Origin of the sequence: Bacillus sp. FSL H8-0516, from assembly GCF_038635285.1 — a bacterium.
Lineage (GTDB): Bacteria > Bacillota > Bacilli > Bacillales > Bacillaceae > Bacillus > Bacillus safensis.
Genome location: NZ_CP152051.1, coordinates 1,637,828 through 1,651,884, shown reverse-complemented (window position 1 = coordinate 1,651,884; position 14,057 = coordinate 1,637,828). Strand labels below are relative to the sequence as shown.

Annotated in this window: 13 protein-coding genes; all 13 read right to left on the bottom strand. The window is 42.2% G+C overall.

Annotation, left to right across the window (positions count from 1 at the left end; genetic code table 11):
* Positions 1-31 precede the first annotated feature (31 nt).
* Complete coding sequence (locus tag MHB67_RS08175) at positions 32-2,404, bottom strand: DNA translocase FtsK (RefSeq protein WP_342492881.1); 2,373 nt, start codon at positions 2,402-2,404, stop codon at positions 32-34.
* 110 nt (positions 2,405-2,514) lie between these two features.
* Entirely contained in the window at positions 2,515-2,751 is a 237-nt protein-coding gene (locus tag MHB67_RS08170; protein WP_008344712.1) for a YlzJ-like family protein, read from the bottom strand.
* Positions 2,748-3,476, bottom strand: a complete 729-nt coding sequence (locus tag MHB67_RS08165; protein ID WP_024424124.1) for a ClpP family protease — start codon at positions 3,474-3,476, stop codon at positions 2,748-2,750. The genes MHB67_RS08170 and MHB67_RS08165 overlap by 4 nt, the downstream gene beginning before the upstream one ends.
* 120 nt (positions 3,477-3,596) lie before the next feature.
* Positions 3,597-5,264, bottom strand: a complete 1,668-nt coding sequence (gene rnjB / locus MHB67_RS08160) for a ribonuclease J2 (protein ID WP_012010007.1) — start codon at positions 5,262-5,264, stop codon at positions 3,597-3,599.
* Positions 5,265-5,435: 171 nt separating this feature from the next.
* Positions 5,436-6,302, bottom strand: a complete 867-nt coding sequence (gene dapA / locus MHB67_RS08155; protein ID WP_024427012.1) for a 4-hydroxy-tetrahydrodipicolinate synthase — start codon at positions 6,300-6,302, stop codon at positions 5,436-5,438.
* A 30-nt stretch (positions 6,303-6,332) separates the two neighbouring features.
* Positions 6,333-7,547 (bottom strand): aspartate kinase, encoded by a 1,215-nt coding sequence (dapG, locus tag MHB67_RS08150; RefSeq protein WP_034281880.1) that lies wholly within the window; start codon positions 7,545-7,547, stop codon positions 6,333-6,335.
* A 92-nt stretch (positions 7,548-7,639) separates the two neighbouring features.
* Positions 7,640-8,659, bottom strand: a complete 1,020-nt coding sequence (gene asd, locus MHB67_RS08145; protein WP_024427010.1) for an aspartate-semialdehyde dehydrogenase — start codon at positions 8,657-8,659, stop codon at positions 7,640-7,642.
* A 139-nt stretch (positions 8,660-8,798) separates the two neighbouring features.
* A complete protein-coding gene (dpaB, locus tag MHB67_RS08140) occupies positions 8,799-9,392 on the bottom strand; it encodes a dipicolinate synthase subunit B (protein ID WP_025092602.1) in 594 nt (197 codons plus the stop codon).
* Positions 9,389-10,291, bottom strand: coding sequence for a dipicolinic acid synthetase subunit A (gene dpaA, locus MHB67_RS08135; protein WP_024424129.1), 903 nt, complete (start codon positions 10,289-10,291; stop codon positions 9,389-9,391). The genes dpaB and dpaA overlap by 4 nt, the downstream gene beginning before the upstream one ends.
* 122 nt (positions 10,292-10,413) lie before the next feature.
* Positions 10,414-10,686 (bottom strand): YlmC/YmxH family sporulation protein, encoded by a 273-nt coding sequence (locus MHB67_RS08130; RefSeq protein ID WP_024424130.1) that lies wholly within the window; start codon positions 10,684-10,686, stop codon positions 10,414-10,416.
* Between the two features lie 71 nt (positions 10,687-10,757).
* Positions 10,758-11,681 (bottom strand): aminoglycoside phosphotransferase family protein, encoded by a 924-nt coding sequence (locus MHB67_RS08125; RefSeq protein WP_024424131.1) that lies wholly within the window; start codon positions 11,679-11,681, stop codon positions 10,758-10,760.
* Positions 11,682-11,753: 72 nt separating this feature from the next.
* Positions 11,754-12,983: a pitrilysin family protein gene (locus tag MHB67_RS08120; RefSeq protein ID WP_024424132.1), complete on the bottom strand. Its 1,230-nt coding sequence runs from the start codon at positions 12,981-12,983 to the stop codon at positions 11,754-11,756.
* A 33-nt stretch (positions 12,984-13,016) separates the two neighbouring features.
* Positions 13,017-13,970, bottom strand: coding sequence for a polysaccharide deacetylase family protein (locus MHB67_RS08115; RefSeq protein ID WP_024424133.1), 954 nt, complete (start codon positions 13,968-13,970; stop codon positions 13,017-13,019).
* Positions 13,971-14,057: the final 87 nt, after the last annotated feature.

The window sequence follows — 14,057 nt, the reverse complement described above, 5'->3', positions numbered from 1 at the left end:
TTTACTGTTTTTCAGGAAAGCTCTCTTCAATTTATGAAGAGAGCTCGTCATATTGTTCTTTTGAGAGCAGAACTTCTCTCGGTTTACTTCCTTCATACGGGCCTACAACGCCTCGCTCTTCCATTGCGTCAATGAGACGTGCCGCCCGGGTATAACCGATGCGAAATCTTCTTTGCAGCATAGAAACAGAAGCCGTCTGCATACCGATGATCAATTCTACTGCTTCATCATATAGATCATCTTCCACAGCCGCAAGCTGATCCTGCGTTTCTTCGCTCGGAATCATTTCCTCTTGGTATTGTGCTTTTTGCTGTGTGATCACGTGATCCACAACATGTTCCACTTCTTCATCTGATAAAAAGGCGCCTTGCACACGAACCGGCTTGTTTGCACCAACAGGTAAAAACAGCATGTCCCCTCTGCCCAGCAGCTTTTCTGCGCCTCCCATATCAAGGATCGTCCTTGAATCGGTTTGAGAGGATACGCTAAAGGCAATACGGGACGGGATGTTGGCTTTAATGACACCTGTAATGACATCGACAGAAGGTCTTTGTGTGGCGATAATCAAATGAATTCCCGCAGCACGAGCCATTTGAGAAAGTCGTGTAATGGAATCTTCCACATCAGAGGAAGCGACCATCATTAAATCTGCAAGCTCGTCTACAATGACAACAATATAAGGAAGCTCTGGCTGTTTAGCATCTTCTGTTTGATTCATCCGTTTAATGTAATCATTGTATCCTTCAATATTTCTTGTCCCCGTATGCGAAAACAATTCATAGCGGCGTTCCATTTCGCTGACTACTTTTTTAAGGGCCTGCGAGGCTTTCTTAGGGTCTGTTACGACAGGAGCCAAAAGATGCGGAATGCCGTTATACACATTTAATTCAACCATTTTCGGATCAATCATCATCATTTTCACTTCATGAGGCTTCGCTCTCATGAGAATGCTTGTAATAATACCATTGATACACACACTTTTTCCGCTTCCAGTCGAACCTGCTACAAGCAAATGCGGCATTTTGTTCATTTCAGCAAGCACAGCTTCACCCGAGATATTACGGCCGAGTCCAATGAGGAGCTTAGCATTTGGACGGTCATTTTGCTTCGATTCTAATACCTCTTTTAATGAAACCATAGCAATTTCTGCATTCGGAACTTCGATGCCGATGGCTGATTTACCAGGAATCGGCGCCTCAATACGAATGTCCTTTGCTGCAAGGGCAAGGGCTAAATCATCACTTAGATTGACGATCTTACTGACCTTCACGCCGACATCTGGATATACTTCATATTTGGTCACAGCTGGACCTAAATGAACCTGTGTGACTTTTGCTTTCACACCAAAGCTTTGGAATGTTTTTTCAAGTTTTCTGGCATTTTCATAAATATTTTTCTTATCTGTTTGCTGACCTGAATGCTGAGGCTCTGCCAAAATATCAAGTGACGGCAATTCATAATCTTTGTTTTCAAGTTCTGTAAATGTCATCGGAGGCGCCTCTTTTGGTTCATCGGCTGTATCTGATTGAACTGGTGCACTTTGCACAGAGTCCTGAAGAGGCGCTGTCTCTTTTGCCGCCTGCTTTTTTTGAACCGTCGGGGTGAGAATGTCATCTCTGTCTGCAAAGCTTGAAATAATCGGCTGGCTATTATCAGAAGACGACGTTTCCTCTTCGATCAAGATCAGATCATCCTCGTCTTCTTCTTGAATGCGTGAACGTTTTTTCTTTTCACCTGTTTTCTGAGAGGACGCGCTCTTTTTGGCCTGCCTGATTCCTTTCATATCTTCAACAAACGCTTTCCACTGCTTCACCATAAATTGTGATACAGGAATCGTCACTTTTTTCACCATTTCCTGAAGGGATCGGTTTGTAATCAGGACAATTCCAATCAGCATCAGAACAATCGCCATGATTTGCGAGCCTGCTTGCGCAAATAAGAAATAAGAAGCAGCAAACAATACGGCGCCGATCATGCCGCCCCCTAAATCAGGCGATCCTGTTTCACCTTTCATATCCATCAAGAAAAGCTCAAATGTATTTCTAATCACACTTTGAGAGCCAATGACGCCAGCAGATGAAAGATGCTGAAAGAGCTTCACATGTGACAAAAGCAAGATGCTCGCAATGATGCAGTAGAGACCTGCTTTTCTTCTTGTTAAAATATCTGGGATTTGTTTTTTCCAGAAAATCGTCACACCAAAAAGAAATAATCCGATAAGGCAGAGAATGAACCATTCACCTGCAAAGAATCGGAATAGATGTACAAAGGTTTGTCCAACAACGCCCAGCTGTAAAATGGCAATGATCGCTATGGCAATACAGACTAACCCATTTAATTCATATTTCAGTTTTAGCTGTTTATTTTGTTTTTTTCTCGTTTTCCGTTTTCTCTTTTTAGCCATACTCATCACCTTACTACGAAAGAAAATATAACCTACCGAAAGATCAGAAAGAAAGCAGCCTGGTTTTGGCTGCATCTTGTTGTAAGTTTTCCCTTTATTATAGCATAGAATCATTCATATGAGTCGGTTTGATTGGTGCCTAAATGTAACTTCAATCGCTTGCCTGGTGCAAGCTCTTGATTGAGAAAATCCATTGGATTGGTGCTCATGACTTGAACGATTTCTGCTTCATCTTCTTTCATTTCAACCATCACTGGCACACCTTGAATGTTTACCTGCTGGAGTTTGCGTTCTCCCTGTTCCTCAGCATAAATGGCTTCATATGGCATAGGCGTATATAAAATCATTGGATCAGCCCCTCGTTTTGAGATGCCCTGTCTCCGATAAGTTCGTTCAACTTTTTAATCGCTTGTCCTACACCGCCCACTTCATTCATGAGTCCGTATTCTGCTGCCTCATGACCAACGACATTTGTTCCGATGTCTCTCGTCAAATTGCCTTTTGAGAACATGAGCTCTTTAAACTTCTCTTCTGTAATGTTGGAGTGGCTTGTGACAAAGTTAATGACTCTTTCCTGCATTTTATCTAAGTATTCAAAGGTTTGCGGAACACCAATCACAAGACCTGTTAAACGCACAGGATGAATGGTCATCGTAGCTGTTTCTGCAATATACGAATAGTCACACGATACAGCAATCGGGACACCTATCGAGTGGCCGCCGCCAAGCACAATCGAGACAGTTGGCTTTGATAAAGAAGCAAGCATTTCTGCAATCGCAAGTCCCGCTTCAACATCTCCCCCTACTGTATTTAAGATGATCAGAAGACCTTCTATTTTAGGGTTTTGTTCAACGGCTACGATTTGTGGAATGACATGTTCGTATTTGGTTGTTTTATTTTGCGGTGGAAGCTGCATATGGCCTTCAATTTGTCCAATAATGGTGAGGCAATGGATATTTGTATCTTGCGGCAGCTGCGGAACGGCTGTTTCACCAAGCTGCTGTATTTTGCTCATAATGCTGTCTTTTTCTTCTGGCTTTCGCTCAGGCTGCTGTTCATTCTTTTCGTCCATTTGTCTCCATCCTTTCCTCAAACTCTTCTCCTATTATGAACAAATAGGGCATATTCCATCCGCATTCCTCATGCCACATCAAAAAAGCCCAAAGAGCTTATACTCTTTGGGCTTTATTCATCACACTTCCATAATAATTGGAATGATCATCGGCTTACGTTTTGTTTTTTCATATAGGAATTGATTTAGCACATCGCGCATGGATTGTTTCAATGTTGACCATTCAACAATTGAGTTTTCCGTTTGCTCTTTGACAATCCCTTTGACCATTTCTGTTGCTTTCACAATCAGCTCTTCGGATTCTCTTACATAAACAAATCCTCTTGTGATGATTTCAGGTCCAGAAATTAACTGTTTCTTTTGTTTATCGAGCGTAATGACAACAATCAAGATGCCGTCTTGAGACAATAGACGTCTATCGCGTAACACGATGTTTCCGATATCACCAACGCCAAGACCATCGATCAAAATGTTTCCTTGGTGAACTTTTTCACCGATTTTGACATTCTGTCCTCTAAACTCAACAACATCTCCTTTATCAATCAAGAAAATGTCACTGCGTTTCATGCCTACTTCTTCAGCAATACGAGAATGTGCTTTTTGCATACGATATTCGCCATTCACCGGAATTAAATACTTCGGTTTTAGTAAGTTCAGCATTAGCTTTAACTCTTCTTGGCAGCCATGTCCAGATACATGTACACGTTTTTGCGCAAAAATGACTTGTGCTCCGCTTCTTGTAAGGAAATCCACTGTTTTAGAGTATGTGAGTTCTTGTCCAGGAAGAGGTGTAGATGCAATCACAACTGTATCATCTTTTTCAATATGAAGCTGTTTGTGATTTTGCTTCGCCATTTTTGTTAAAGCAGCAAGCGGCTCTCCGTGGCTTCCAGCGGTCAGGATAACCACGTCGTTTTTCGCCATTTTCTTCACTTCTTGAACGGGTACAAATAATTCTTCGTCTGCTGTAACATAACCAAGCTTGATCGCCAGCTGAAGGGTTGTCATCATATTTTTCCCTGCAACGGCAAGCTTACGGCCATTTTGATTTGTTGCATTAATGATTTGCTGCACGCGGTTAATATTAGATGAAGACACAGCAACGATCACACGATTTTCAGCATTGTACATCGCATTTGAGATTTCGTCTTGGACGAGCGCCTCAGAAGGTGTATAGCCTGGTTTTTCAGCATTTGCACTGTCTGAAAGTAGTGCTAAAACGCCGTTGTTTCCAATTTTCGCAATCTCTCCGATGTCACAGGCTTGGTTAAGCGCTGGGGTTTGATCAAATTTAAAATCACCTGTGCATACGATTGAACCAAGAGAGGTTTTGAAGCTGATCCCAACTGAATCAGGAATGCTGTGATTCGTTCTAAAGAACGATACTTTTGTTGTTTCAAAAGTAATAACTGATTTTGCATGTACCTCACGCAAATCAGCTTTTTGATTGAAGCCATACTGCTTTAATTTTTCTCGAAGTAACGCAAGGGTCAGCTTCGTTCCGTAGACTGGTACAGACAATTTGCTCAAGCAATGGAATACGCCTCCGATTGCTTCATCATGTCCGTGGGTAAGAAAAATTGCTTTCACCCGATCAGCACGCTCTGTTAAATAAGAGATATCAGGAATGACGACGTCAATGCCCAGCATTTCATTTTCTGGATGCATTAAACCTGCATCTACTACATATATGTCCGAATCAATCTCAATGACATATAGGTTTTTTCCGATTTCTCCAACGCCTCCGAGTGCAATAATTCTTACGTTCTCTGTATTTTTCTTTTTCAAAATTCTTATCCTCCTAGTCTCAAGCCCGTCCATCATCGCTTAATGCTATTATAACTGAATCTAATTTTAGAAAACAAGATGAAGTCACATTTTAAGAAAGTGTTTATGTATAAAAAACGGTCATACTCAGGGACATCTGAGAATGACCGCTTACGAAATCTTTTGTTTTGATCAGCTGTTTAAAACGCTGCTTAAATCCAGTCTCTCTTCTTCTGACAAAGGCAAAAGCGGAAGACGAACAGATCCGACGTCTAGTCCTTTCAGCTGAAGGGCTGTTTTGACAGGCGTTGGATTTGGTGCTGAGAAAAGCTGTTTCATGATTGGAAGCAGCTTTTGATGGATCAATGCTGCATTCGCTGTTTGGCCTGAAGCATAGCTTTTCAGCATTTGCTGCATATCCAGTCCTACGATATGAGACGCAACAGAGACAACTCCTTTTGCACCAACAGATACAGCTGGAAGTGTTAAGCTGTCGTCCCCTGAATATACGTCGAAATCTTCTGGCGTCTCTGCAATGATTTTTGTCATAGCATCAAGATCGCCGCTTGCTTCTTTAATGGCAACAATGTTAGGTATTTGCGCAAGCTTAATCGTTGTTTCTGGTGCTAATGAAGCTGCCGTTCTTCCTGGTACATTGTAAAGCATGACAGGAAGAGATGTAGACTCGGCAATGGCTTTAAAGTGTGCATACATGCCTTCCTGTGATGGCTTGTTGTAATAAGGTACGACAAGCATCACTGCATCAACGCCCGCTTCTTCTGCTTTTTTCGTTAGTTTGATAGACGCATTTGTATTATTACTGCCTGTTCCTGCAATGATTTTACAACGACCATTTGCTAATTTGACCGATTGCTGAAAAAGAGCGACTTTTTCTTCATTCGATAAAGTTGGCGATTCGCCTGTTGTCCCTGCAACGACTAAGGAGTCACTGCCGTTTTTTAACAAGTAATCAATGAGAATTGATAGCTTTTGGAAATCGATGTTGCCCTTTTTATCAAAAGGTGTAATCATAGCTGTTGCGATATTTCCGAAATTCATTTTTTTCACCTCATCATGATTCAATCACATTTATCTTGAAAGTTCAAACACTTCATGCAGGGCATTGACAGCCGCTCTCATGTTTTCTTCGTTCACTAACACCCAAATGGTCGTATGACTGTCAGCCGATTGTAAAATCGGAATGTTTTGCTCGGATAGAGCCGTTACAATTTTCGATGTGACACCTGGTACACCCATAATGCCTGCGCCAACAGCTGATACTTTCGCACAATTTGTTGTCACAATTGGTGTATAGCCAAGATCTTTTAGGATCGACGTTGCCTTTTCAGTCATTGCACCTGTCACTGTATACACAATTTCACTCGGTGTGATGTTGAAGAAGTCGACACTGATTTGTGCGTTTGCCATTGCTTTGAAGACCTCTGTTTGTACGCTGTACTGACCTTCTTTTGCAGGGACTTTGATTTGTGTCACATCATTGACATGTGCAATACCCGTAATGAGGCGGTCATACACATCATGGCTCATTTTATCGGAGTAGTGTGATGTAACGAGTGTGCCCTCATCATCAGAGTATGTTGAACGGACCCTCATTGGTACTTTTGCCTGCATCGCAATTTCGACAGCTCGCGGGTGAATGACTTTTGCCCCTTGATATGCGAGGTTGCAAATTTCCGTATATGTCACGACTCTCAGCGGTTTTGCATTTTCAACAATGCGGGGATCTGCTGTCATAACGCCTTCTACATCTGTAAAAATATCAATAAAGTCTGCCTGCAATGCAGCGCCTAAAGCAGCAGCGGACGTATCACTGCCACCTCGTCCGATTGTTGTCACGTCTCCATTTTTCGCGGCTCCCTGGAACCCAGCGACAACGACCACATCATGTTCAGAGAGTGCTGCCTCCAGACGTTCGCACTTCATGTCAATAATTTTCGCACTTGTATGCTCCTTATCTGTCACAAAGCCCGCCTGAGCTCCAGTCATCGCTACAGCCTTTAGCCCGTTTTCATTCAGCATACTTGAAAACACAACAGCTGAGATATTCTCTCCGCAGGAAACAAGCAAGTCTTTTTCTCGATTTGTCATATGCTGCGCGCTGCCGTAAAGCAGACCAAGCAGCGTATCTGTCGCATAGGGATCGCCTTTTCGTCCCATTGCAGAAACGACAACAACCGACTTATAGCCTTTCTCTTTTGCAGATAAGATATGTGCAAGTGCCCTTTTTCTACCTTGATCATCTTTGACAGATGTACCGCCAAATTTTTGGACAATTATTTTCACTGTTTTCACTCCAAGTTCATTCTGACGTAACAGAAGAGAGCAGGCGAAAGATGCCTAACTCTCTTCTGTTCGTCCTCATCATCCATTGAATGTTAAACTAATTTTAATGCTTTTAAGCTTTCTGCAATTTGAACTGAGTTCCATGCAGCGCCTTTAAGCAGGTTATCAGATACAATCCACATATGGAACCCGTTTGGACGGTCCAAATCTTTCCGAATGCGGCCGACAAATACGTCGTTTTTCCCAACAGCATCTGCAGGCATTGGATAAATTTGCTGAGACGGATCATCTTGCAGCGTAATTCCTGGTGCATCTTTTAGAATTGATTTGAGGTCTTCCACTGTTGCATCATTTGATTCTAGTTCGACGTAGACAGATTCTGAATGACCTGTTTCAATTGGAAGCCTTACGCATGTTGCCGCTACTTCCAGCTCAGGCATATGCATGATTTTTTTCGTTTCGTTGATCATTTTCATTTCTTCGAATGTATAACCGTTGTCTTGGAATTTATCAATTTGCGGGATCGCATTAAATGCAATTTGATAAGGCATGACTTCTGGCGTTACATCCTCTTTATTTAAAATGGCTTGTGATTGGCTGTATAGTTCGTCAATGGCTTCATGTCCCGCACCTGATACTGCTTGATACGTAGAGACAATGACTTTTTTCATTCCATATGCCTGACGAAGCGGTTCTAATGCCGCTACCATTTGAATCGTTGAACAGTTAGGGTTTGCAATGATCCCTTGATGATCATGCAAATCTTTTTCGTTTACCTCTGGTACGACAAGAGGGATGTTTTCGTCCATACGAAAAGCACTTGTGTTGTCAACAACAATCGCACCTCGTTTGACTGCTTCAGGAGCCAGCGCTTTAGAAACATTTCCTCCAGCACTGAATAATGCGATGTTCACTCCTTCAAAGCTTTCAGGTGTTGCTTCCTGAACAGTGTACTCTTGACCTCTGAATGTCACTTTTGTTCCAGCAGAACGTTTTGAGGATAGTAGAGTAAGTGTATCCATTTCAAAATCTCTGTCAGCTAGTGTTTTTAACATTTGTTGACCGACAGCTCCAGTCGCTCCAACTACAGCTACATGCAATCCTCTTCCCATCAGTAAAACTCCTTCCGACCCATCCATGATTCTTTTCTTTCGGATGGCCATCCTATGACTTTTTACATTTTATTTTACCATAGAAAAGCAAGGCTTGAAGCATCTTTTTTGAATCTTTCATGATTTTCTAGTGAATCTATTATTCGTTTGGTCCAATTAAAATTGGCTGAATTTGTCTATGCTGGAGTGCCTCTTCTACTGTTTGAGATAGCAGATCCATGTTCGCGACCATAGAAGTCGGTTTTTTGAATGGATCATCCTGACCAAACGGAATAAAGAAAATATTCTTTGTCGACATCAGCCTCATCAGATTTGTACCATTTAAACCTAACGCATCATTTGTTGAGATACCTAAAACGACTGGTCGATGATTCCGTATGGTTGCTTTAGCAGCCATTAAAACAGGACTGTCTGTCATGGCATTTGCAAATTTCGCCATCGAGTTACCAGTTAGAGGAGCAATAACCATACAATCAAGCGGCAGCTTAGGTCCGAGCGGCTCTGCTTTCACGATTGAGTCAATCGCTTGAAATCCAGTCAGCTTCTCAATCCGGTCGATCCACTCGGCTCCATCTCCAAATCTCGTATTCGTGCTCTGCACCGTGTACGACACCACTGGACGCACCTCTGCCCCTTCTTTTACAAGCGCTTCGATTTGCGGAAAAACAGCTTCATACGTACAGTGGGAACCTGTTAAACCAAAGCCGATTCTTTTCCCTTTTAATGTTGTCATGATTCCATCCCCCTTTTTTCCTCCGCAAGTTCACATAAAAGCCCGGAAAGCACTTTTGCAATGATTTGTCCTGCTGTTTTTGGTGCAACAATCCCCGGGAGTCCTGGTGCAAGAAGTGCCTTCACTCCGTGCTTTTGTGCAAAGTCAAAGTCTGTTCCGCCTGGGCGTGAGGCGATATCCAAAATGAGTGTCTTTGGTGTCATGCTGACGATGACAGATGAATCTAGTACAAGACTTGGAATGGTATTGATGATAATATCAACATCCGTTACTTCCTCTTTTAACTGGTCCATTGAAAATGGATTAAGCCCCATCTCAAATGCCCGCGCTAAATGCGCTGTGTCTGCCGCCCCTACTTTTACGTCTGCCCCTAGTGCCCGAAATGTGCGGGCAATGGTGAGTCCTGTTCTTCCAAGTCCGAGAACAGCGACATGAGACCCGTGAATCGTATAGTCCGTTTGCTGAATGGCCATCATGATAATTCCTTCAACTGTTGGAATAGAGTTATATATGGCAATATCATCTCGCTCAAACAGCTTCACAAGCTTCCGGTTCACCTGCTTTGCCAGATTGTCTAAGTACGTATTTGAAATACCTGAGTACAAGATACAATGGGCAGGGGTTCTTTCTAAATATTTAGCTTCCAGCAAGACCTGCTCGTTTGAAAAAACGGTAGCAACAGCGCCTTCATCCGTTGTCCCAGATACTGGAAGGATCATACTGTCTACTTGTTCGAATGGAAGTTCAGACATTTTCAGCTTTTCAGCACCGATAAATCCATGATCCAGCTGGTCAAATCCAACCAAAAATACTTTGGCATGCTGCTGTGACAACTTGCGAATAATTTCAAGCTGCCTTGCATCTCCCCCGATCACCGCAACCGTTAAACCGCTCAACATACTGACCGTTCACCTTCTTTATTTAAAAAAGTCTGTAATATTTTCTGAATCTCCCTTTCAGCATATGAGGAGAGGATTCAGCCTGTGAACGAATCAGAGAGAGAAAAGAAAAAGAGCACCCATTATTGCGGGTGCTCTTTTTCTCCGTGCGGCTGAAGTTCTTCAGGCACATCGAGAATGATCATATCTGATCCTATTTTTTGAATGTGATTCCACGGTACGCGGATGTCATTTCCTTGTTTTCGAAAGCCAAACCACTTCACGGAAGGTATAATGAGTGCTGTAATTTGACCGTCCTGTTCATTGATTTCAAGGTCGGTTTGTCCAAGCACGCCAAGCCGCTCCGCTCTTTTAATATCGACGATCTCTTTTCCTGACAGTTCACTCAGCCTCAAAATCGCATCACTTCCCTTCCGTATCATATATGCAGCAAAAGGAAGAAATAGACCGTCCTGCTCTTTTCAAGTTATGTATGATGTGAGTTGGTATACCAAACAGGCTTAAGTTGATGAAAGCAATTATGATCTTTTAGCATTCTCTCCACTCGTTTCACCATGTCTTTTACATGTCCCGGATCATAGGAAAGCGTCCAGATGATAGATGAAAAGCAGCTCATTGCTGTATAGATGGAAAAAAGAAGCCAAAAATCGTTTGTAGACTGCGTACTCACGTATTGATCCAGTTGTCCAGCTGAGAACGGAATGCTGCTTTCTCGACTAAATAAGGACAATTTATAAAAGTCATGAACCGGGTCGCCCCAGTCGGATTGATCGAAATCAATCACACCGGCATATTGATTACCTTGTATGATGATATTCCCTAAATGAAAATCATCATGCTGGAACTGGTTAGGCCTCTCTTTTACCGCATCAACATTCGACTTGATAAAATCTAATACAAACTGATCATTGGAAAACGTCACGCCACTTGATTGATAGGCATGTACATACCGTTCATGTTTTGCCATGACTTTCTCATCCCACGGACGAACATGAGAAGGTGCACGGCATGTATGCATCAAACTTAGCTCTCTCGCTGCCCGCCTCCCGATTTCATACTGCTCTTCATTTGTAAGTAGATGGATGGAGTCTCTAGCATTCTCGCCTTCGATAAAGGAGAAAATACGATAGGTACAGTTTAGTTCAGCACTCATTCCAATCTCAATCACTTCAGAACAAAGAATCCCTCGATCTTTTAACTTCCGCTGAAATGATGCTTTTCTTTTATAGCGCGAATACGTTTGAATGTCTGATAACTTAAGCACCAGCTTTTCACTAGATGATATTGTAACCAAAAAGGTGCGATCTCCCGAAAAACCAGATGTCATGGCTTGGAAAGAAATAGCTTGTGTCAGAAGTGGAGAGAGCTGTTTCAGCTTTTCATGTTCCATGAAAGCAGAACCCCTTTCTTCTTTACCTACAATAAAACGGCAGACTTTTTTGAGTCTGCCGTGTTGTTTACATTATGATGGCTGATCACCCGTCGGACTAATAAGCGAGAGCGCATAATCTTCTGTAAAGATGCGTTTAGATAAGTTATTTACGCCATCTAATGTGACGCTGTTGATTTCATCAATAATTTCATCGAGTGTCCGATGTTTGCCAAGGAGCAGTTCATTTTTACCGTTTCGGCTCATTTTGCTGTTTGTGCTTTCAAGGCTGAGCATAAGGTTGCCTTTCATTTGCTCCTTAGAGTTCTCTAGTTCTTTCTGCGTGATTCCCTCACGCTTTAAGACGTCTAATGTTTGTAAGATGGTCTCAGAGAGCAGGTTTAGCTGCTTCGCTCCAGTCCCGCCGTAAATCGTCAGCATTCCATTATCTGCAAATGAACTGTGATAGCTGAAGACGGAATAAGCAAGTCCTTTGTCCTCTCTTACATCTTGGAATAATCGGCTGCTCATGCTTCCGCCAAGAACATTATTTAAGACGATTAAGTCATAGATGCCCTTATCTCCAGCTGGAAGGCCATTAAAGCCCAGGCATAGGTGCGCTTGTTCCGTTTCCTTTTTGCGTGTGAGCTTGTCATAATGAAATGTTGGAGCTTCTACAGGCTGCTTCTTCCCTTTTCCTTCATAAGAACCGAACAGCTTTTCAACCTCACGAATAAAGGTCTCATCTACGTTCCCTGCAACAGAGATCACGACGCGGTCCGGCGTATAGAATTCATCCATATATTTTCTAAGTGAGTCTCCGTTAAAGGTAGAGAGTGTTTCCTCTGTTCCTAAAATCGGATATCCTAATGAATGATCACCATAAATGGCTTTGCTTAATAAATCATGAACGATGTCATCAGGAGTATCCTCATACATTTTAATTTCTTCGTACACCACATTTTTTTCTTTTTTCAGCTCTTCTTCATCAAAAGCTGAGTGAAAGAACATGTCGCTTAATACATCGAGGGCGTAGCCAGCATGTGAATCAAGCACCTTCGCATAGTAGCAAGTGTATTCTTTTGATGTAAAGGCATTCACCTGACCACCAATGCGGTCAAAGGATTCTGCGATATCACGTGCAGATCTTGTCTTTGTCCCTTTAAAAAACATATGCTCTAAAAAGTGTGAGATCCCATTAATTTCAGGTGTCTCATGTCTAGAGCCTGTTCCAATCCAGACGCCAATTGCGACAGACCTTACAGTGGGATTGTTTTCGAGTACAATTCTTACTCCGTTTTGGCATGTATACGTTTTGACCAAGTTTTGCTCCTCCTATTCAACAAACAGATCGCATCACGGATGTCTTTTTTCACTTAGGAGGTCAGAAACCGTCCCTAATTCATATCCTCTTTCCTTGATTTGAGTGATAAGTGCGTCAAGACTTTTCGCTGTTGCATCTGTTGGATGCATTAATATCATCGCCCCATTGTGAATTTTCCCAAGCACCCGCTTTTGTAAAATAGCCGGGGATGGTTTTTGCCAGTCGATGGTGTCTACTGTCCACATAATGGTTTCCATGCCTTCTTGTTTGGCAAGCTTGACTGTTTCTTCTTTAAAGCTTCCGCTTGGAGGCGCAAACCATTTTGGTTTCTTCCCAAGGGATTCTTCAATTTGGCGATTTGTTTTCGTTATCTGCTCTAATGCTCGTTCTCTTGTCAGTGTGCGCATATCTGGGTGATTGTATGAATGATTTCCAATTTCATGACCATCTGCCACGATTTTTTTAGCAAGCTCTGTGCTTTTTTTCACCCATTTGCCTTCTAAGAAAAAGGTCGCCTTGACTTGATGCTTTTCCAGCGTTTTTAACATGTTGATTAAATGCTCGTCACCCCAAGCTACGTTGATGAGGAATGCATTCATTTTTTTATCTGGATGTCCCTTATAAATGGGCTCTGGACCAAGCTCATGTAAATGAATAGATGGTTTTGTTTCATTAAAAACAAGCAGCTTTTCATCGAATGACCCCTGTTTCTTCATTTTTTCATAAGAGGCATCGATATCAACTGTCTGTCCATTTAAGCCAGGCATCTTTTTCCACACTTTATCAATCTTAGCATTTTGCGCCTTTACTTCATAGTCAGAAGACTTCGATTCAATTTCCTGAAATAAAATATCTTTTGAAACAGATGCAACCTCGGCATGCTCTTTCATTGATTCAATATATGTAACAGCAGCCGGCTGCTTCATCGTTTGATATGACACGAGCAGTAAAAATACAAACACAATGAATGGTAACGTTTTTTTCAATGGTTGTCCCTCCCCCTTTACCACAAATTATGACGGGGAGAAACAAGCTAGAACTATTGTTAGCGCAAGAAAAGAAAGAAGCCTGGC